Below are 16,975 nucleotides of genomic sequence, written 5' to 3'. Positions count from 1 at the left end.
CTGGCGCTTCACAAAGGGCTTCACATAGGCCGGCGGGATGAGCCGCACCTCATGGCCCAGCTTCCCGATCTCACGACCCCAGAAATGGGCGCCACCGCACGCCTCCATCACGACGACGCAGGATGGTAGCTGGCTGAAGAACGCCAGCACCTGGTCCCGCCGAAGCTTCTTGCGCAGCACCGCTCGCCCAGAAGCGTCGGCCCCGTGAAGCTGAAACACATGCTTCGCAAGATCGAGCCCGATCGTGGTAATCTCCGACATGACCTCTCCCCTCTGTGGATCGTCCCAGACCCACCCTGGCACAGCGAAGCCGTCGGGGGGGCGGTCACATCATCAACGCCCTTTACAGCCACAAAGTCAGTTGGCCCTTCGCAAACAACACCAATATCCATTAAATTCCGAGGGCTCCATCAATTTCTCCACCAATCCAAAGCTGAGAAAGCTCCCGACCAGAACTTGCTATAACCCATTCCTGCCGCGTCATACCTGGCGGAGGAGCCAACCTCTCCACTAGCGTAGAACCTTTTACAGACCTCTTCACAACAAAAATTCGATGATTATCATCAAATATATCAAACGCATCTAAAGAAGTAGGGTTATGCGTGGTCAAAAATACCTGCTCGGGACCCCTATCCAAATGATTATTCTGCACTGCATTTGTGCAGTATATCAGATGCTCCAGTAATGCTCTAGTTAATTTAGGATTTAGCGCGCTATCGACATTATCAAAGGCGAAAATCTGAGGGCTATCGGGATGGCCAACCAAAATTGCAGCAAAGAGAAGAAAGAGAGAGCCTTCACTGCTATCATAAGCTGAAAGAGCGTTTCGGCTGCTTTTCATAAATTTATCAACAAAGTATACGGTGTCGTAGCTTGATGTAGCAACATCTCGCGAGGTCAGGGTTTCTTTAATTTTTCCAGCACTAACGAGCTTGGCCCAACCAGGAGCAAAGGTTAAATTCAGACTCCGCTCTACTATGTCAAACTCCGCAGCCATCGAGAGATCGTCGGATGCCTCGAGTGCTTTACCCCTCAATTTTTTTGCATTCCGCACAAGACCCCGAACAGCATCAGGTAAACCCTCACCATGAAGACCAATCGGCGGAGTATCGTGAGGAACCACACGCCTTCCGCGGAGAAATTCGGTTTGTGGACTATATATAGCGTAGGCCTCTACTTTAGATAACTCTGCACGAATATCCTCATCGACCTCCGCAATAGGATTAATTTGATCCCAAAATCCGCGATACTTATCTAAACTAGATTTATCTACCTTCTGCCTATTAACCGAAGCGCCATTCGGACTACGACCAAACACTGACAAGTTCGATCGTGTACATTTTTCGTGCTGAAAACTTAGTGTGGAACCTTTTCAGATGACGTTAGCCGACATGTATACTCTATACCTTTATCCAACAACGCAGTTAATTGAAGCTGCCTAGGGAGATTGCGATCCAAGAAGGCGCTCTTCATAAGAGAGGCTGGCGTTAACCGTACGCCTTTGCGCTGCAACTCAGAGTCAGACAGCCCGCGATTCAGAGCCGCCGAGATAATACCGATAGCCTCAAGAACGTTCGACTTTCCAGTTCCATTTCCGCCAATGAATAAGTTAACGCGCCCCAAATCAACTTGCACATCTCGGATGGACTTAAAGTCTTGTATTCTCAGAGATCGGATCATGCGCTATGTTCCCTGACCATTTCGGACATGGTGATAACAAACTCAAACCTGCAACGCCCGCACCCCAACCTCGCCTTCCCCGCGCGACCGGATCGCCGCAACCGCAGCAATGCTCCCCGCCGCCGTGGTATAGTACGGGATCTTGTCGTTCAGCGCGACGGCGCGGATGTCGCGGGAGTCGGCGATGGCCTGGGCGCCTTCGGTGGTGTTCAGGACCATCACGATTTCGCCGTTCTTCAGGCGGTCGACGATGTTCGGGCGGCCTTCGTAGACCTTGTTGACCAGCTCGGCCTGAACCCCCGCCTCGCGCAGGAAGGCGGCGGTGCCCGAGGTCGCGAGCAGGGTGAAGCCCATCTCGGTCAGGTCGCGGGCGGCCTGGGCCAGCGCCTCGGTCTTGTCGGCGTCGCGGACCGAGACGAAGACCAGCCCGGTGTCCGGCAGGTGCGTCCCCGCCCCCATCTGCGCCTTGAGGAAGGCGCGGGCAAAGCTGCGGTCCCAGCCCATCACCTCGCCGGTCGAGCGCATCTCGGGGCCCAAGAGCGTGTCGACGCCGGGGAAGCGGGCGAAGGGCAGCACGGCCTCCTTGACGGAAAACCAGGGGGTCAGCGGATCGGCCAGCGTCAGCGGGTCGGCGAAGGGCAGCGGATCCTCGGGGCCGGCGTTCTCGGGGTAAGGCGCGCGGGCGGGGAAGTTCGCCATCGGCTCGCCCGCCATCAGGCGCGCGGCGATGGACGCAATGGCGCTGTCGGTGGCCTTGGCGACGAAGGGCACGGTGCGCGAGGCGCGGGGGTTGACCTCGAGGACATAGATCGCGCCGTCCTTGAGCGCGAACTGCACGTTCATCAGGCCGACGACGTTCAGCGCGCGGGCCATCGCCTCGGTCTGGCGTTTCAGTTCGGCGATGGTGGCGGGGTCGAGCGTGTGCGGCGGCAGCGAACAGGCGCTGTCGCCCGAGTGGACGCCCGCCTCCTCGATATGCTCCATGATGCCCGCGACATGGACGGTCTGGCCGTCGCTGAGGGCGTCCACGTCGACCTCGATCGCGCCCGAGAGGTAGCTGTCGAGCAGCACGGGGCTGTCGCCCGAGACCTGCACCGCCTCGCGGATGTAGCGGTTGAGCTGGTCCATGTCGCGCACGATCTCCATCGCGCGGCCGCCAAGGACGTAGGACGGGCGGATGACCAGCGGGAAGCCGATGCGCTGGGCGATGGCGATGGCTTCCTCGCCCGAGCGGGCGATGCCGTTGATCGGCTGCTTGAGGCCGAGGTCGTTCAGGAGCTTCTGGAAGCGCTCGCGGTCCTCGGCCAGGTCGATGGCGTCGGGGGTGGTGCCGAGGATCGGGATGCCCTCCTCCTCGAGCGCGTTGGCCAGTTTCAGGGGCGTCTGGCCGCCGAACTGGACGATGACGCCGTGAAGGGTGCCGTTCTCCTGCTCGGTGCGCAGGATTTCCAAGACGTGCTCCAGCGTCAGCGGTTCGAAATAGAGCCGGTCGCTGGTGTCGTAGTCGGTCGAGACGGTTTCCGGGTTGCAGTTGACCATGATGGTCTCATACCCGGCCTTGGTCAGCGCGAAACAGGCGTGGCAGCAGCAATAGTCGAACTCGATGCCCTGGCCGATACGGTTCGGGCCGCCGCCCAGGATGACGACCTTCTTGCGGTCGCTGGGGCGGGCCTCGTTTTCCACGTCGCCCATCGCCGGGGCTTCGTAGGTCGAATACATGTAGGGGGTCTGGGCCTCGAACTCGGCGGCGCAGGTGTCGATGCGCTTGAAGACCGGGTGCAGGTCGTGGGCGCGGCGGGCCTTGCGGACCTGCGCCTCGGGCTGGCCGGTCAAGGCCGCCAGGCGGGCATCGGTAAAGCCCATCATCTTGAGCCGGCGCAGACCCTCCAGATCGGCGGGCAGGCCCGCGTCGCGCACGGCGTTTTCCGCGTCCACGATCTCGCGCAGGCGCGACAGGAACCAGGGGTCGAAGCTGGTCGCGTGCTGGATTTCGTCGTCGGTCAGCCCGTGGCGCATGGCCTGGGCGATCAGGCGCAGGCGGTCGGGGGTCTGGGCGCTGATCGCCTTGACGATGGCGGCCTTGTCCGGGGCGCCGGGGATCTCGATGTCGTCAAGCCCGGTCAGCCCGTTCTCCATCGAGGCCAGCGCCTTTTGCAGCGATTCATGGAAGCTGCGGCCGATGGCCATGACCTCGCCCACCGACTTCATCGCCGTGGTCAGTTCGGGCTTGGAGCCGGGGAACTTCTCGAAGGCGAAGCGCGGGATCTTGGTCACCACATAGTCGATCGAAGGCTCGAAGCTGGCCGGCGTGACGCGGGTGATGTCGTTGTCCAGCTCGTCCAGCGTATAGCCCACCGCGAGCTTCGCCGCGATCTTCGCAATCGGAAAGCCGGTCGCCTTGGACGCCAGCGCCGAGGACCGCGACACGCGCGGGTTCATCTCGATCACGACCATGCGGCCGTCCTTGGGGTTGATCGCCCATTGCACGTTCGAACCGCCGGTTTCGACGCCGATCTCGCGCAGCACGGCAATGGAGCCGTTCCGCATGCGCTGGTATTCGCGGTCGGTCAGGGTCAGGGCCGGGGCGACGGTGATGGAATCCCCGGTATGGACGCCCATCGGATCGACGTTCTCGATCGAGCAGACGATGATGGCGTTGTCGGCGCGGTCGCGCACCACCTCCATCTCGTATTCCTTCCAGCCCAGCAGGCTCTCGTCCACCAGCACCTGCGCCACCGGCGAGGCCTCCAGCCCCGAGCGCACGATACGTTCGTAGTCGTCGCGGTTATAGGCGACGCCGCCGCCCGTCCCGCCCAGGGTGAAGGCGGGGCGAATGATCGCGGGCAGGCCGATTTCCTCAAGGTCCGCCAGCGCCTGCGCAATGCCGGCATTGATGTCATACTTGCCGCTCGCCAGCTTCGGCGCCGCCACGATGGTCGCGCGCGGGTTTTCCAGCCCGATCCGGTCCATCGCCTCGCGGAACAGCTTGCGGTCCTCGGCCATCTCGATGGCGGCGCGCTGCGCCCCGATCAGCTCGACCCCGTAGCGGTTCAGGACGCCCGCATCGGCCAGCGCCAAGGCGGTGTTCAGGCCGGTCTGCCCGCCCATCGTGGGCAGCAGCGCGTCGGGACGCTCCTTGGCGATGATCTTCTCGACCACCTCGGGGGTGATCGGCTCGATGTAGGTGGCGTCGGCCATCTCCGGATCGGTCATGATCGTCGCCGGGTTCGAGTTCACCAGGATGACCCGGTAGCCTTCCTCGCGCAGCGCCTTGCAGGCCTGGGCGCCGGAATAGTCGAATTCGCAGGCCTGGCCGATGACGATGGGCCCGGCACCGATGATCAGGATGGATTTGATATCGGTTCTTTTCGGCATGGCGGCGTCCTCGGGCTGGCGGCGGGTAAATCGACCGGGGTTATAGCCATGGCGGGCAAAGTCGCAAGGGTGCGCGGGCCCCCCGTCCGGCAAAAAAGCCGGCACGCCGCCGCGATGCGCCGCGCCCTGCCCTTCACCGTTTTTCAAATACCCATGCGACGGGGCCGCCGGGGCCGCCCCCTCAGCCCTGGGCGGGCTTCTTCTTCAGGCTCTTGCCGTGGTTCGAGATCCAGTCCATCGCCGCCAGCAGCACGCCCGAGACGACGAAGACCAGGTGGATCACCACCATCCAGCGGATGTGCTCGGGGGCATATTTGCCGACATCCATGAACACCTTCAGCAGGTGGATGCCGGAAATCGCGACGATCGAGGCCACGAGCTTGAGCTTCAGCCCCGAGAAGTCGACCTCGCCCTGCCAGTTCGGCCGGTCCTCGTGGTCGTGCAGGTCCATGCGGCTGACGAAATTCTCGTATCCCGAAAAGATCACGATCAGCAGAAGGTTGGCGGCCAGGCTCAGGTCGATCAGCGCCAGCACCCCCAGCACCGCGTCGTTGACGGTCATCACCGGCAGGATCTGGATCAGGTGCCACAGCTCCAGCCCGAAGACCCACAAGAGGATCAAGAGCGACAGCGCAAGGCCGATATACATCGGCGCCATCATCCAGCGGCTGGCGAAAAGGCTGCGTTCGATCAGGCGTTCCATGCGTTCTCCTGTTGCATCAGACAGGCCCGATCTAGACATGCCGCGCCGCAGCGAAAACCCCTGCCGTCAATTCAGCACGTCATAGCGCCGCAGGATCCAGAACAGGTCATAGGCCAGCCAGCCCAGGCCCAGCCACATCAGCGTCCGGGCGCGCGTGCTACGCATGGCCGTCAGACCGATGGCGATGCCCAGCACCATCCGCCACGGGTATTCGCGCCCAAGCGAGGCCCAGTGATCGGCCCCCTTCATCCAGGTGTCGCCCATGTCAAAGACGAAGGACAGCGCGAAAAGCCCAAAGAACAGGCGACGTCGGCGCAGAAAGAACCGTTCGGTTTCCACATGGTCCGAAATGTTGTCGGGATAGATCAGCGTCGCCATCAGGAAGAACAGCGCCGTATAGGCCAGGACAAAGACATAGATGCCGAAATGCCAGTTGGCGATCAGGCGCAGGTTGAACTCCCACCACCAGAAATGCACCGCGCCAAGCAGCAGGACCAAAGCCCAGACGATCTGGGCATACATGGCTTCGGTTCGGTCAGGGGATTGGATGCGCCGGGACAGGCCTGAAAGCACACGGGTGATGGACAGCCCCAGGATCAGGCTGATCAGAACCTTCAGATGCCCGTAAGCCTCCATGCCGTCCCCGCAGCCGCCGCGCGCACCCGCCAGCCTGGACCGGGGCGGGGCGCGGGGTCAAGGCCAAGGCGCGCAGACCCGGTCCCTCAAGCCTCGATGAATTCGCGCACGAAGGGCGTCGCGGGCCGGGCCCGGATGTCCTGCGGGCGGCCGACCTGCTCGATCCGGCCCATGGACATCACCACCACCAGGTCGGCCAGTTCCATCGCCTCGTCCTGGTCGTGGGTCACGAAAACCGTGGTCAGGCCGGTGGTGTCGTGGATCTCACGCAGGCCCTGGCGCAGTTCCTTGCGGACCCGGGCGTCGAGCGCGCCGAAGGGTTCGTCCAGCAGCAGCATGCGCGGCTCGATCGCCAAGGCGCGGGCCAGGGCGACGCGCTGGCGCTGGCCGCCCGAAAGCTGGCTGGGAAAGCGCGTGGCGATCTGGGGCAGCTGGATCAGATCCAGAAGCTTCAGGACGCGGCGCTGGATCTCGGCCTCGGGCGGGCGGGTGGCGCGGGGGCGCGCGCGCAGGCCATAGGCGATGTTTTCGAACACCGTCATGTGCTTGAACAGCGCATAGCTTTGGAACACGAAGCCGGCGCGGCGGTCCTGCACGGTCAGCCCGGTGGCGTCCTGGCCGTCGAACAGCACCCGGCCCGAGGTCGGGAATTCCAGCCCGCCCAGGATGCGCAGCAGCGTCGTCTTGCCCGAGCCCGAGGGCCCCAGCAGCGCCACCAGCGCCCCCGAGGGGATGGCCAGGCTGACCGGGTGCAGCGCCGTGGTCTGGCCGAAGGACTTGGCGATTTCGTCGATCTCGATATGCATGGGAACCTCGGAACTCAGTGACGGCGGGTTGCGGCAAGCTGGTCGGCGTGGCGCCATTCCAGCATGGATTTCAGCGCAAGCGTCAGCAGCGCCAGAGCCGCCAGCACCGCCGCCAGGCTGAAGGCCGCGACAGAAAGGTATTCGTTGTACATCATCTCGATGGTGATCGGCATGGTGGCGGTCTGGCCGCGGATCTTGCCCGAAACGACTGCGACGGCGCCGAATTCGCCCATGGCGCGGGCGTTGCACAGCAGGACGCCGTAAAGCAGCGCCCATTTGATGTTGGGCAGCGTCACCGTGCGGAACACTCGCCAGCCCGAGGCGCCCAGCGTCAGCGCGGCCTCTTCCTCGGACCGGCCCTGCTCGATCATCACCGGGATCAGTTCGCGGGCGACGAAGGGGAAGGTCACGAAGATCGAGGCGAGCACGATCCCCGGAAGCGCGAAGATGATCGGAAAGCCCTGCGCGACCAGCCAGCCGCCGACCAGGCTGTTGGTGCCGAACAAGAGCACCAGCGCCAGCCCCGCCACCACCGGCGAGACCGAGAACGGCAGGTCGATCAGGGTGATGAGGAACGCCTTGCCGCGAAAGTCGAACTTGGTGATGGTCCAGGCCGCCGCGATGCCGAAGACGGCGTTGACCGGCACCGCGATCGCAGCCACCAGCAGCGTCAGCTGGATGGCCGAGCGCGCGTCGGGCTGCGCGAGCGAGGCGATGGCCGCCCCCGCGCCCTTGGCCAGCGCCTCGGCAAAGACCACGGCCAGGGGGCCCAGGACCAGCACCGCCAGCCCCAGCAGCGCGACGCCGATCAGGACGCGGCGCACGGCCGGGCTTTCGTCGGTCACCGGGCGCCAGGCCTTTGCGGGGCGTTCGGCCGGGCTCAGCAGGGGTTCCTGCAGGGTGCTGTCAAACATGGCCGATTCTCCTGCGGCTCCAGATCTGGATCAGGTTGATGACGAGCAGCATCGAGAAGGCGATCAGCAGCATGGCGATGCCGATGGCCGCCGCGCCGTCATAGTCGAATTCCTCGAGCTTGATGACGATCAGCAGGGGCGCGATCTCGGTCTTCATGGGCAGGTTGCCGGCGATGAAGATGACCGAGCCGTATTCGCCGACCGCGCGCGCGAGCGACAGCGCAAAGCCGGTCAGCGCGGCGGGCGCGAGCGCGGGCAGGATCACCCGGCGCAGGGTATAGAAGCGGCCCGCGCCCAGCGTGGCGCTGGCCTCCTCGACCTCGGTCTCGATCTCGGCGATGACGGGCTGGACGGTGCGGGTGACAAAGGGCAGGCCGACGAAGATCAGCGCGATCAGGATGCCCCATTCGGTATAGGCGATCTTGAAGCCCAGCGATTTCGCGATGCCGCCCAGCACGCCGTTCGGGGCGTAAAGCGCGGTCAGCGCGATCCCCGCCACCGCCGTCGGCAGGGCGAAGGGCAGGTCCACGATGGCATCGACCAGCCGCCGGCCGGGGAATTCATAGCGCGCCAGCACCCAGGCCAGCAGCGTGCCGAAGACCAGGTTGAACAGCGCGGCCAGGAAGGCCAGCCGGAAGGACAGGTAGAGCGCCGCCCAGACGCGCGGCGTGTTCACCGTGTCCCAGACCCCCGCAGGGCCATAGCTGACCCCCTTGGCCAGCAATGCGCCGACCGGCAGGATGACGATCAGCGACAGCATGGTCAGGGTGATGCCCATGCCAAGCCCGAAGCCTGGCATGGGGGACCTTTGCGTTTGCAGCGCAAGACCCATGGATCACATCCCCGTATAGATCTGGTCGAAGGTGCCGCCGTCGCCGAAGTGCTCGGGCTGGGCCTTCTTCCAGCCGCCGAAGTCGGCGATGGTCACCAGGTCCAGTTTCGGGAACCGGGCCACGTCCTCGGGGTTGGCGGCGCTGGTGTCCCAGGCGCGGTAGTAGTGCTTGAAGGCCAGCGCCTGACCCTCGGGCGAATAGAGGAAGTTCAGATAGGCGCCGGCCAGGGTCTTCTGTTCGTCGTCGACGATGTTCTTGTCCACCACGGCAACCGGCGGCTCGGCCAGGATCGAGACCGAGGGCACCACGATGTCGAACCGATCCTCGCCCAGTTCGTTCAGGGCCAGATAGGCCTCGTTTTCCCAGGCCAGCAGCACGTCGCCGATCTCGCGCTGGGTGAAGGTCGTGGTCGAGCCGCGCGCGCCCGAGTCAAGCACCGGAACGTGCTGGAACAGGGTGTGGACGAACTCCTTGGGATCCTGGCCGTTCTTTTGCGCCCAGGCCCAGGCGGCCAGATAGTTCCAGCGCGCCCCGCCCGAGGTCTTGGGGTTCGGGGTGATGACCTCGACGCCCTCCTTGACCAGATCGCCCCAGTCCTTGATGCCCTTGGGATTGCCCTCGCGCACCAGGAACACGATGGTCGAGGTATAGGGCGACGAGTTGTGCGGCAGGCGCGCCTGCCAGTCCTCGGGCAGCAGGCCCTTTTCGGCGATCTTGTCGATGTCCGAGGCAAGCGCCAGCGTCACCACCTGCGCCTTGAGCCCGTCGATCACCGCGCGGGCCTGCGCGCCCGAGCCGCCGTGCGAGGTTTCGACCACCGGGGCCTTGTGGCCCTGGGCCTCCCACGCCTTGGTGAAGGCTTCGTTCACGTCGCGGTAAAGTTCGCGGGTCGGGTCGTAGCTGACGTTCAGCAGGCTGTTGTCGGCCTGCGCCTGCCCGGCCGCCAGGCCAAGCCCGCCGACGGTCACGGCCACGGCCAGCAGCCGGGCGCCCATGCCAAGGCAGCGGTCCAGAAGGCTGGGGCGAAGCGGATAGCCGGTCATGCGCTTGGTCCCGTCGACGACCGTCATGCGGCCATCCAGATGACGGCGAACGACGCGGCCATGGGCCAGCTGGCTGTCGGTGACGCGGATGGTGCGGATCATGATGCCTTCCCCTGTAACGGCCTGTGCGGCTGTCTTCATGTCCGTAATAACGACAGTCTTTGTCGTTAATTTCAAGAAAAAAGACGCTTTCAACCATCGTTTTTATTATTGCTAAATTTCAAATAGTTGATAGGAAAATTTCAAGAAAAGCGCGCCATTTCCCGGCCCAGGAAAGGCTCGAATCGCGGCTTTCAGGCGTGTTTTTCGGGGAAGGCCGCCGCGCCCGGCCGGGTAGGAGCGGCAGGCCTGCGGACCGGCCCGCACGCATACGGGTAAGGAAAAATGCCTGGCGCCCCGGGGCACCAGGCCGGGGCGCGGCCGGGACAGCCGGCGTCTCGCGCCAGGGGGACGGCGGCTGGCCTAGCCGGCCAGCTTGTCCTCGGCCTTCTGGGCCAGGGCTTCGGCGCGGGCGGCAAGCTCGGCCAGCGCCTCGGACAGGGACGGCGGCAGCACCGGCACCTCGACGCGCGGCGGATTGGCCTTGACGCGGGCCAGTTCCCGTTCGGTCGAGGCCAGCCGATCCTCAAGCGCCGAGGTGCGGTCGGCCAGCATCAGCCCCGCCAGCAGCAGCAGCCGCTGTTCGGGCATCCGCCCGGTCTGTTCCAGGATCACCCGCGCCTCGGCGTCCAGCAGCGAGGCGGCGCGCTTGAGCAGCCGCTCCTCGCCCTCCTGGCAGCTGAGCGTATAGGATTTGTGCCCGATCGAGAAATCGACTTCGGCCATGGTTCAGCCCCTTTCCTGATCCGTTTCGTCCGCCATCTGCGCGTCGCCGCCCTGCCCGACCTGCGCGGTCGAGGCGGGCGACATGGTCACCGGCGTTTCGATCACAGCGGGGCCCGTATCGGCGGGGCCAAGCGGATCGGCCTCGGCGCCGGGCTGGTCATCCGCCCCGCCCTGGTCGCCGATCATCCGGTCCAGGGTGTCCACGATATCCCCGATCTGGCCGATCTCGGCGGCGCGCGCCTGGCGCAGGGCGTCCACCTCGGCCTCGAGCGCGCGGCGGATCTCGTCGGGCTCGGGGCCCGGGGGGCCGATCAGCCTGCGGTTCGCCTCGGCCAGGGCCTCGTTGGCCATGGCGAGGCGCGCGGCCTCCTCGCCGGCGGCGGCAAGGCGGTCGTTGGCGTGGGACAGCGCGTCCTCGGACGCGGCCAGCCGCGCCTCGAGCTCGGCCAGGGCGGCGGCGTGGCTGTCGCGCAGCGCGGCCAGTTCCGTGGCCAGGCGCTGGGCCTCCTCCTCGGCCTCGGCCGCAGCGGCGTCGGCGGCGGCATCGGGGGGAGCCTGACGGGCCGCGCCCGCCCGGTCAATGAACTGGTCGATGCGGTCAAGCGCGGCGATCAGCCGTTTCTCGCTGGCGGTCAGGTCGGCGTTCATCGGCCAGGGTTCCTTTCGGTCGTCGTCCAGGTCATGAACTTTTCTGGCATCGCAGCGGCCATATGACAAGGACGTGCTGGCATGGCAGCCGCAATGGCCTGCCTGCAGCGGGCCCCTGCCGCGGCTTTTCACCCCGCCCCGCCCCGCGTATAAGGCGCCCGAGCCAGAACCAGGGCCAGAACCACGGAGAGACGCGACATGCGCAGCGCATCCATCACCCGCGAGACGGCCGAGACCCGGATCGAGGTCACGGTGAACCTTGACGGGACCGGGCGGTACGACAACCAGACCGGCGTCGGCTTCTTCGACCACATGCTGGACCAGCTGTCGCGCCATTCGCTGATCGACCTGACGGTGCGGGCCAAGGGCGACCTGCACATCGACGACCACCACACGGTCGAGGACACCGGCATCGCGCTGGGCCAGGCGCTGGTGCGCGCCCTGGGCGACAAGACCGGCATCCGCCGCTATGGCCGCTTTCACCTGGCGATGGACGATGCGCAGGTCGCGGCGGCGCTCGACCTGTCGGGGCGGCCCTATCTGGTCTGGAACGTGGAGTTCCCGCGCGAAAAGATCGGCAGCTTCGACACCGAACTGGTGCGCGAGTTCTTTCAGGCGCTGTCCACGCATGGCGGGATCACGCTGCATGTGGACCGCATCCACGGGCTGAACGCCCATCACATCGCCGAAGCCGCCTTCAAGGCCGTGGCCCGCGCGCTGCGCGAGGCGGTCGAGCCCGACCCGCGCATGGCGGGCGTGCTGCCCTCGACCAAGGGGGCGCTGTGATGCGGGTGGCGCTGGTCGATTACGACAGCGGCAACCTGCATTCGGCGGAGAAGGCCTTTGCCCTGATGGGGCGCGAGACCGGGGCCGAGGTGGTGGTGACCTCGGACCCCGATGTCGTGGCCCGGGCCGACCGGGTGGTGCTGCCCGGCGACGGCGCCTTTCCGGCCTGCCGCGCGGCGCTGGACGCCGTGCCGGGCATGGTCGAGGCGCTGCAGGCGGCGGTCGCGGCCCGCGCCGTGCCCTTCATGGGGATCTGCGTCGGCATGCAGATGCTGGCCGAGGTCGGGCACGAATACCGCGACACTCCGGGCCTGGGCTGGATCGGCGGCGAGATCGAGGCGATCGACGCGCCGGGGCTGAAGGTGCCGCACATGGGCTGGAACGACCTGGCCATTCTGCGCCCCCACCCGGTGCTGGAGGGCGTGGCAACGGGCGATCACGCCTATTTCGTCCACAGCTGGCAGTTCCGGGTGACGGATCCCGCCGACCTGCTGGCGACCGCCGATTACGGCGGGCCGGTGACGGCGGTGGTCGGCCGGGGCAATATCGTGGGCTGCCAGTTCCACCCCGAGAAGTCGCAGGCCGTCGGCCTGCGCATCATCGGCAATTTCCTGCGCTGGCGCCCCTGAGTCTTGCCCTGGCGCCGGGGGCTTTCCGCCCCCGGACCCCCGGAGGGTATTTGGAAAACGGTGAATGCTACTTGAGCCGCTTCCAGGTCTGGGTGCGGCAAAACACCGAGATGCAGCCCGAGACCTTGAGCACCTTGCCCTCGAGCGTCATCTTGGACTTGTAGGTCTTGTTCGCGCCCGGGTCCCAGATCGTGCCGCCCGAAAAGCTGCCGCCGCCGTCGTCGGTCATGTTCGCGACGATGTTCTTGCCGGCGTGGGGCGAGGCGATCTCCTTGCCTGCCCTGTCGTAGCTTTTCAGCAGCTTGCCGCAGTAGCGGCCGCCGCAATCATAGAACTGGACGGTGCCGAAATTGCCTTCGTCATTGGCCTGGGTCTGGAAGATGCCCGAGATCCCTGCGCGCCCGCGGCGCCGGCGGCCAGCGCCAGCAGGGCGGCCATTGCCAGTGATTTCATGTGATTCCTCCGCTTCCCTGCCGCCGAGGATGGCGGGCGCACGGGGCCGCGATCAAGCCTGACGTGGCGTGAGGGCCCCGCCCCTTTCGGATCGGGCCGGGCTGTGGCAAAGGGGCCGCAGACACGAGGAGTAAGACGATGATCCTGTACCCCGCCATCGACCTCAAGGACGGCAACTGCGTGCGGCTGCTGCGCGGCGACATGGAGGCGGCGACCGTCTTTGGCGACGACCCCGCAGCGCAGGCGCGGGCGTTCCAGGACGCGGGCGCGGAATGGCTGCATCTGGTCGACCTGAACGGCGCATTCGCCGGCCATCCGGTCAATGCCGAGGCGGTCGGGGCGATCCTGGCCGCCGTCACCGTGCCCGCCCAGCTGGGCGGCGGCATCCGCGACATGGCGACCATCGAGGGCTGGCTGGAGCGCGGGCTGTCGCGGGTGATCCTGGGCACGGTCGCGGTCGAGAACCCGTCGCTGGTGCGCGAGGCGGCGCTGGCCTTTCCCGGCAAGATCGCGGTCGGCATCGACGCGCGCGGGGGCCGCGTCGCGACGCGCGGCTGGGCCGAGGAGACGGACGTGATGGCCGTCGACCTGGCGCGCCAGTTCGAGGACGCGGGCGTCGCCGCGATCATCTACACCGACATCGACCGCGACGGCGCCATGCAAGGCCCCAACATCGCCGCGACCGAGGCGCTGGCCCGGGCGGTGACGATCCCGGTCATCGCCTCGGGCGGGGTCAGTTCGATGCAGGACCTGCTGGCCCTGCGCGAGACGCGGGCGATTGCGGGTGCGATCTCGGGCCGGGCGCTTTATGATGGGGCGATCAATCTGTCCGAGGCGCTGCGCGCGCTGAAGGGGTGACGGCATGCTGAAGATCCGGGTGATCCCCTGCCTAGACGTGGCCGACGGCCGCGTGGTCAAGGGCGTGAATTTCGTGGACCTGCGCGACGCGGGCGATCCGGTCGAGGCGGCGCGCGCCTATGACGCGGCCGGCGCGGACGAGATCTGCTTTCTGGACATCCACGCCACGCATGAGAACCGCGGCACCATGTTCGACCTGGTCACGCGCACGGCCGAGGCCTGTTTCGTGCCGCTGACGGTGGGCGGGGGCGTGCGCAGCCACCAGGACGTGCGCGCCCTGCTGCTGGCCGGCGCCGACAAGGTCAGCTTCAACTCGGCCGCCGTGGCGAATCCGGACGTCATCGCCGAGGCCGCCGACCGTTTCGGCAGCCAGTGTATCGTCTGCGCCATCGACGCCAAGACCGTTGCCCCCGGCAAATGGGAGATCTTTACCCATGGCGGCCGCAAGCCCACCGGCATCGACGCCGTGGAATTCGCCCGCACCGTTGCGGCCAAGGGCGCGGGCGAGATCCTGCTGACCAGCATGGACCGCGACGGCACCAAGGCCGGCTTCAACATTCCCCTGACCCGCGCCGTGGCCGATGCGGTCAATGTGCCGGTCATCGCCTCGGGTGGGGTCGGGACTCTGGACCACCTGGCCGAGGGCGTGACACTGGGCCATGCCAGCGCCGTGCTGGCGGCATCCATCTTTCACTTCGGCACCTTCACCGTGCGCGAGGCCAAGGAGCACATGGCCGCCGCGGGCATCCCGATGAGGCTGACATGAGCATTCACCGTCTGGCCGAAACCATCGTCACGCGCAGGGATGCCGACCCCGACACCAGCTGGACCGCCAAGCTCTTGTCGAAGGGCCCCGAGAAATGCGCCGAGAAATTCGGCGAGGAGGCCGTCGAGGCCATCATCGAGGCCGTCAGGGGGGACCGCGACAAGCTGGTCGCCGAGGCGGCGGACGTGCTGTACCACCTGCTGGTGATGCTGGCCGCGCGCGGCGTGACGCTGGCCGATGTCGAGAGTGAACTGGACCGCCGCGAGGGGCGTTCGGGCATTGACGAAAAAGCGTCACGAAAGTGATACGATGCTGCAAGCCCTGGCCGAGGAGTTTTCCCGCCCCATCACCCTGCCCCTGCCCATCGTCGCCCTGCGGCTGAGCATGGCGGTGCTGCTGGGCGGCATCATCGGCTGGGAACGCGAGATCAAGGCCCGGGCCGCCGGGCTGCGCACGCATATGCTGATTTCGCTGGCGGCGGCCGTGTTCACGCTGGTCGCCATGGAGCTGGTCGACTTCAGCCATGTCAACGAGGACCAGCAGCGCACCGACCCCCTGCGCCTGATCGAGGCGGTGACCGCGGGCGTGGCCTTTCTGGCCGCGGGGTCCATCGTCATCAACAAGGGCAGCGTGCGCGGCATCACCACGGGCGCCTCGATGTGGCTGTGCGGCGCCATCGGGCTGTGCTGCGGCACGGGCGACCTGCTGCTGGGCATCATGGCCACCGGCATGGCGATGGTGGTGCTGGTGCTGATCCGGCTGCTGGTGACGCCGGTGCTGCGCGACGCACGGGACGACTAGCGGGGCGCTCAGCCCCCGACCGGCACCACCCGTACCGCGCCGCCCACGGCCGACAGCGCGATTTCCCCCGAGGCCAGCCGCAGCGCGTCGTGGCCAAAGACCTCGGCCCGCCAGCCGGTCAGAGCCGGCAGGTCGCGCGCGCCCGATGCGATGGCGTCCAGTTCGGCCGCCGAGGCGATCAGGCGCGGCGCGACGCCCGTCTCGTCGGACTTGGCCTTCAGCAGCACGCGCAGCAGGTCGGCCAGCGCGGCATTGCCGGGCCGGCCAGGTTCCTCGGGCGCGGGACGGGGCAGGTCCTTGGCCTCGAGCCCGGCCTTGACGGCGGCGAGGATGCCGTTCGCGATGTCGCCCCGGCGCGCGTCGCGCAGCAGCAGGCGCGACTTGGCCAGGTCAGCCTCGGTCAGGGGCTTGGTCGAGGCGAGCTCCACCAGCGCGTCGTCCTTGAACACGCGCGAACGGGGAATGTCGCGTTCCTGCGCATAGGTTTCGCGGAACCGCGCCAGTTCGCGCACCACCGCCAGGAACCGCGGCGACCCCGAGCGGGTGCGCACCCGTTCCCACGCCTCTTCGGGGCGGGTGATGTAGGTTTCGGGGTTCAGCAGGACCGCGACCTCTTCCTGAAGCCAGGGGGCGCGGCCGGTCTTTTGCAACTGGCCTTCCAGGAATTCGTAGATGGCGCGCAGATGCGTCACGTCGGCCAGCGCATAGGCCGCCTGCGCGTCCGACAGCGGCCGGTGCGACCAGTCGGTGAAGCGCGAGGACTTGTCGAGCGGCTGGCGCGCGATCTTTTTCACCAGCGTCTCGTATCCGACCTGTTCGCCGAAGCCGCAGACCATGGCGGCGATCTGGGTGTCGAACAGCGGATCGGGCAGGACGCCCGCGTCGTGATAGAAGATCTCAAGATCCTGGCGGGCGGCGTGGAACACCTTGACCGTGGCCTTGTGGCGGAAAAGGTCGTAGAGCGGTTCCAGCGACAGGTCGGTGCCGACGATCGGGTCGATCAGCACGGCGCGCCCGCCTTCGGCCTTGGCGCCGGATGCGGGGGGTAGCGCGGCCTGGATCAGGCACAGCTTGGAATAATAGGTCCGTTCGCGCAGGAATTCGGTGTCGAGCGTGACATAGGGTTGCGCCTTGGCCAGGTCGCAGAATGCGGCCAGTTCGGCCGTGGTCGTGATGGTCTGGATGTCTTCGGGACGCGGTTGGCTGGCAGTGGGCATCT

The 16,975-nt window shown here is 66.3% G+C and carries 19 protein-coding genes and 1 pseudogene; 6 read left to right on the top strand and 14 right to left on the bottom strand.

Annotated elements, in window-relative coordinates; all coding sequences use genetic code 11:
• The 12 genes and pseudogenes from BU28_RS0114950 to BU28_RS0114905 form a co-directional block, all read right to left on the bottom strand.
• A pseudogene (locus tag BU28_RS0114950) lies at window positions 1-261 on the bottom strand (IS110 family transposase); the annotation flags it as partial.
• 130 nt (window positions 262-391) lie between these two features.
• A complete protein-coding gene (locus BU28_RS24765) occupies window positions 392-1,318 on the bottom strand; it encodes an AAA family ATPase (protein WP_155992547.1) in 927 nt (308 codons plus the stop codon).
• Between the two features lie 38 nt (window positions 1,319-1,356).
• On the bottom strand, window positions 1,357-1,680 hold the full coding sequence (locus BU28_RS26805) for an AAA family ATPase (RefSeq protein ID WP_081791402.1): 324 nt from the start codon (window positions 1,678-1,680) through the stop codon (window positions 1,357-1,359).
• Window positions 1,681-1,722: 42 nt separating this feature from the next.
• Window positions 1,723-5,055 (bottom strand): carbamoyl-phosphate synthase large subunit, encoded by a 3,333-nt coding sequence (gene carB, locus BU28_RS0114945; RefSeq protein ID WP_028720194.1) that lies wholly within the window; start codon window positions 5,053-5,055, stop codon window positions 1,723-1,725.
• Window positions 5,056-5,236: 181 nt separating this feature from the next.
• Complete coding sequence (locus tag BU28_RS0114940) at window positions 5,237-5,758, bottom strand: TIGR00645 family protein (protein ID WP_028720193.1); 522 nt, start codon at window positions 5,756-5,758, stop codon at window positions 5,237-5,239.
• A 66-nt stretch (window positions 5,759-5,824) separates the two neighbouring features.
• On the bottom strand, window positions 5,825-6,394 hold the full coding sequence (locus BU28_RS0114935; RefSeq protein WP_028720192.1) for a hypothetical protein: 570 nt from the start codon (window positions 6,392-6,394) through the stop codon (window positions 5,825-5,827).
• 86 nt (window positions 6,395-6,480) lie between these two features.
• The gene (locus BU28_RS23200) at window positions 6,481-7,200 is read right to left on the bottom strand and encodes a sulfate/molybdate ABC transporter ATP-binding protein (RefSeq protein ID WP_051578227.1); all 720 of its coding nucleotides are present in this window, start codon (window positions 7,198-7,200) and stop codon (window positions 6,481-6,483) included.
• A 14-nt stretch (window positions 7,201-7,214) separates the two neighbouring features.
• A complete protein-coding gene (cysW, locus tag BU28_RS0114925; protein WP_080620864.1) occupies window positions 7,215-8,114 on the bottom strand; it encodes a sulfate ABC transporter permease subunit CysW in 900 nt (299 codons plus the stop codon).
• On the bottom strand, window positions 8,107-8,946 hold the full coding sequence (cysT, locus tag BU28_RS0114920; protein ID WP_028720190.1) for a sulfate ABC transporter permease subunit CysT: 840 nt from the start codon (window positions 8,944-8,946) through the stop codon (window positions 8,107-8,109). Before cysT ends, cysW begins: the two co-directional genes overlap by 8 nt.
• A 3-nt stretch (window positions 8,947-8,949) precedes the next feature.
• Window positions 8,950-10,092, bottom strand: a complete 1,143-nt coding sequence (locus tag BU28_RS0114915) for a sulfate ABC transporter substrate-binding protein (protein ID WP_028720189.1) — start codon at window positions 10,090-10,092, stop codon at window positions 8,950-8,952.
• Between the two features lie 360 nt (window positions 10,093-10,452).
• On the bottom strand, window positions 10,453-10,815 hold the full coding sequence (locus BU28_RS0114910; protein WP_028720188.1) for a cell division protein ZapA: 363 nt from the start codon (window positions 10,813-10,815) through the stop codon (window positions 10,453-10,455).
• Between the two features lie 3 nt (window positions 10,816-10,818).
• Window positions 10,819-11,463 carry a hypothetical protein gene (locus BU28_RS0114905; RefSeq protein WP_028720187.1) on the bottom strand — a complete coding sequence of 215 codons (645 nt, stop codon included), beginning with the start codon at window positions 11,461-11,463 and terminating at the stop codon, window positions 10,819-10,821.
• 198 nt (window positions 11,464-11,661) lie between these two features.
• Between BU28_RS0114905 and hisB the strand changes: the two genes are divergently transcribed.
• Together hisB and hisH are read left to right on the top strand one after the other, a co-directional pair.
• The gene (gene hisB, locus BU28_RS0114900; protein ID WP_028720186.1) at window positions 11,662-12,249 is read left to right on the top strand and encodes an imidazoleglycerol-phosphate dehydratase HisB; all 588 of its coding nucleotides are present in this window, start codon (window positions 11,662-11,664) and stop codon (window positions 12,247-12,249) included.
• Window positions 12,249-12,878, top strand: a complete 630-nt coding sequence (gene hisH, locus BU28_RS0114895; protein ID WP_028720185.1) for an imidazole glycerol phosphate synthase subunit HisH — start codon at window positions 12,249-12,251, stop codon at window positions 12,876-12,878. Before hisB ends, hisH begins: the two co-directional genes overlap by 1 nt.
• A gap of 67 nt (window positions 12,879-12,945) precedes the next feature.
• On the opposite strand, the gene BU28_RS23195 is transcribed toward hisH, so the two are convergent.
• Entirely contained in the window at window positions 12,946-13,260 is a 315-nt protein-coding gene (locus BU28_RS23195) for a DUF2147 domain-containing protein (RefSeq protein ID WP_233145034.1), read from the bottom strand.
• Window positions 13,261-13,469: 209 nt separating this feature from the next.
• Here BU28_RS23195 and hisA point away from each other — a divergent pair, with 209 nt between their 5' ends.
• From hisA to BU28_RS0114870, 4 genes are read left to right on the top strand one after another with little or no spacing between them, the layout of a single operon-like run.
• On the top strand, window positions 13,470-14,189 hold the full coding sequence (gene hisA / locus BU28_RS0114885) for a 1-(5-phosphoribosyl)-5-[(5-phosphoribosylamino)methylideneamino]imidazole-4-carboxamide isomerase (protein ID WP_028720184.1): 720 nt from the start codon (window positions 13,470-13,472) through the stop codon (window positions 14,187-14,189).
• Window positions 14,190-14,193: 4 nt separating this feature from the next.
• Entirely contained in the window at window positions 14,194-14,955 is a 762-nt protein-coding gene (hisF, locus tag BU28_RS0114880) for an imidazole glycerol phosphate synthase subunit HisF (protein ID WP_028720183.1), read from the top strand.
• The gene (locus BU28_RS0114875; protein ID WP_028720182.1) at window positions 14,952-15,260 is read left to right on the top strand and encodes a phosphoribosyl-ATP diphosphatase; all 309 of its coding nucleotides are present in this window, start codon (window positions 14,952-14,954) and stop codon (window positions 15,258-15,260) included. The genes hisF and BU28_RS0114875 overlap by 4 nt, the downstream gene beginning before the upstream one ends.
• Before the next feature lie 4 nt (window positions 15,261-15,264).
• Window positions 15,265-15,756 carry an MgtC/SapB family protein gene (locus BU28_RS0114870; protein WP_036763042.1) on the top strand — a complete coding sequence of 164 codons (492 nt, stop codon included), beginning with the start codon at window positions 15,265-15,267 and terminating at the stop codon, window positions 15,754-15,756.
• Window positions 15,757-15,764: 8 nt separating this feature from the next.
• Here BU28_RS0114870 and rnd read toward each other — a convergent pair whose 3' ends face one another.
• Entirely contained in the window at window positions 15,765-16,940 is a 1,176-nt protein-coding gene (gene rnd / locus BU28_RS0114865) for a ribonuclease D (protein ID WP_028720180.1), read from the bottom strand.
• Window positions 16,941-16,975 lie beyond the last annotated feature (35 nt).

It is taken from the genome of Paracoccus yeei ATCC BAA-599, assembly GCF_000622145.1.
Classification (GTDB): domain Bacteria; phylum Pseudomonadota; class Alphaproteobacteria; order Rhodobacterales; family Rhodobacteraceae; genus Paracoccus; species Paracoccus yeei.
The sequence above is the reverse complement of the archived record's forward strand: the minus strand, read 5'-3'. Positions and strand labels throughout refer to the sequence as shown.

Bases quoted from the DNA above. Each gene is read 5' to 3' on its own strand.
- BU28_RS0114915 (WP_028720189.1), bottom strand. From the start codon at position 10,092: ATGATCCGCACCATCCGCGTCACCGACAGCCAGCTGGCCCATGGCCGC.
- BU28_RS0114940 (WP_028720193.1), bottom strand. From the start codon at position 5,758: ATGGAACGCCTGATCGAACGCAGCCTTTTCGCCAGCCGCTGGATGATG.
- BU28_RS0114905 (WP_028720187.1), bottom strand. From the start codon at position 11,463: ATGAACGCCGACCTGACCGCCAGCGAGAAACGGCTGATCGCCGCGCTT.
- cysT (WP_028720190.1), bottom strand. From the start codon at position 8,946: ATGGGTCTTGCGCTGCAAACGCAAAGGTCCCCCATGCCAGGCTTCGGG.
- BU28_RS0114910 (WP_028720188.1), bottom strand. From the start codon at position 10,815: ATGGCCGAAGTCGATTTCTCGATCGGGCACAAATCCTATACGCTCAGC.
- carB (WP_028720194.1), bottom strand. From the start codon at position 5,055: ATGCCGAAAAGAACCGATATCAAATCCATCCTGATCATCGGTGCCGGG.
- cysW (WP_080620864.1), bottom strand. From the start codon at position 8,114: ATGTTTGACAGCACCCTGCAGGAACCCCTGCTGAGCCCGGCCGAACGC.
- hisB (WP_028720186.1), top strand. From the start codon at position 11,662: ATGCGCAGCGCATCCATCACCCGCGAGACGGCCGAGACCCGGATCGAG.
- BU28_RS0114935 (WP_028720192.1), bottom strand. From the start codon at position 6,394: ATGGAGGCTTACGGGCATCTGAAGGTTCTGATCAGCCTGATCCTGGGG.
- hisF (WP_028720183.1), top strand. From the start codon at position 14,194: ATGCTGAAGATCCGGGTGATCCCCTGCCTAGACGTGGCCGACGGCCGC.
- hisH (WP_028720185.1), top strand. From the start codon at position 12,249: ATGCGGGTGGCGCTGGTCGATTACGACAGCGGCAACCTGCATTCGGCG.
- BU28_RS0114870 (WP_036763042.1), top strand. From the start codon at position 15,265: ATGCTGCAAGCCCTGGCCGAGGAGTTTTCCCGCCCCATCACCCTGCCC.
- BU28_RS23200 (WP_051578227.1), bottom strand. From the start codon at position 7,200: ATGCATATCGAGATCGACGAAATCGCCAAGTCCTTCGGCCAGACCACG.
- BU28_RS0114875 (WP_028720182.1), top strand. From the start codon at position 14,952: ATGAGCATTCACCGTCTGGCCGAAACCATCGTCACGCGCAGGGATGCC.
- BU28_RS26805 (WP_081791402.1), bottom strand. From the start codon at position 1,680: ATGATCCGATCTCTGAGAATACAAGACTTTAAGTCCATCCGAGATGTG.
- hisA (WP_028720184.1), top strand. From the start codon at position 13,470: ATGATCCTGTACCCCGCCATCGACCTCAAGGACGGCAACTGCGTGCGG.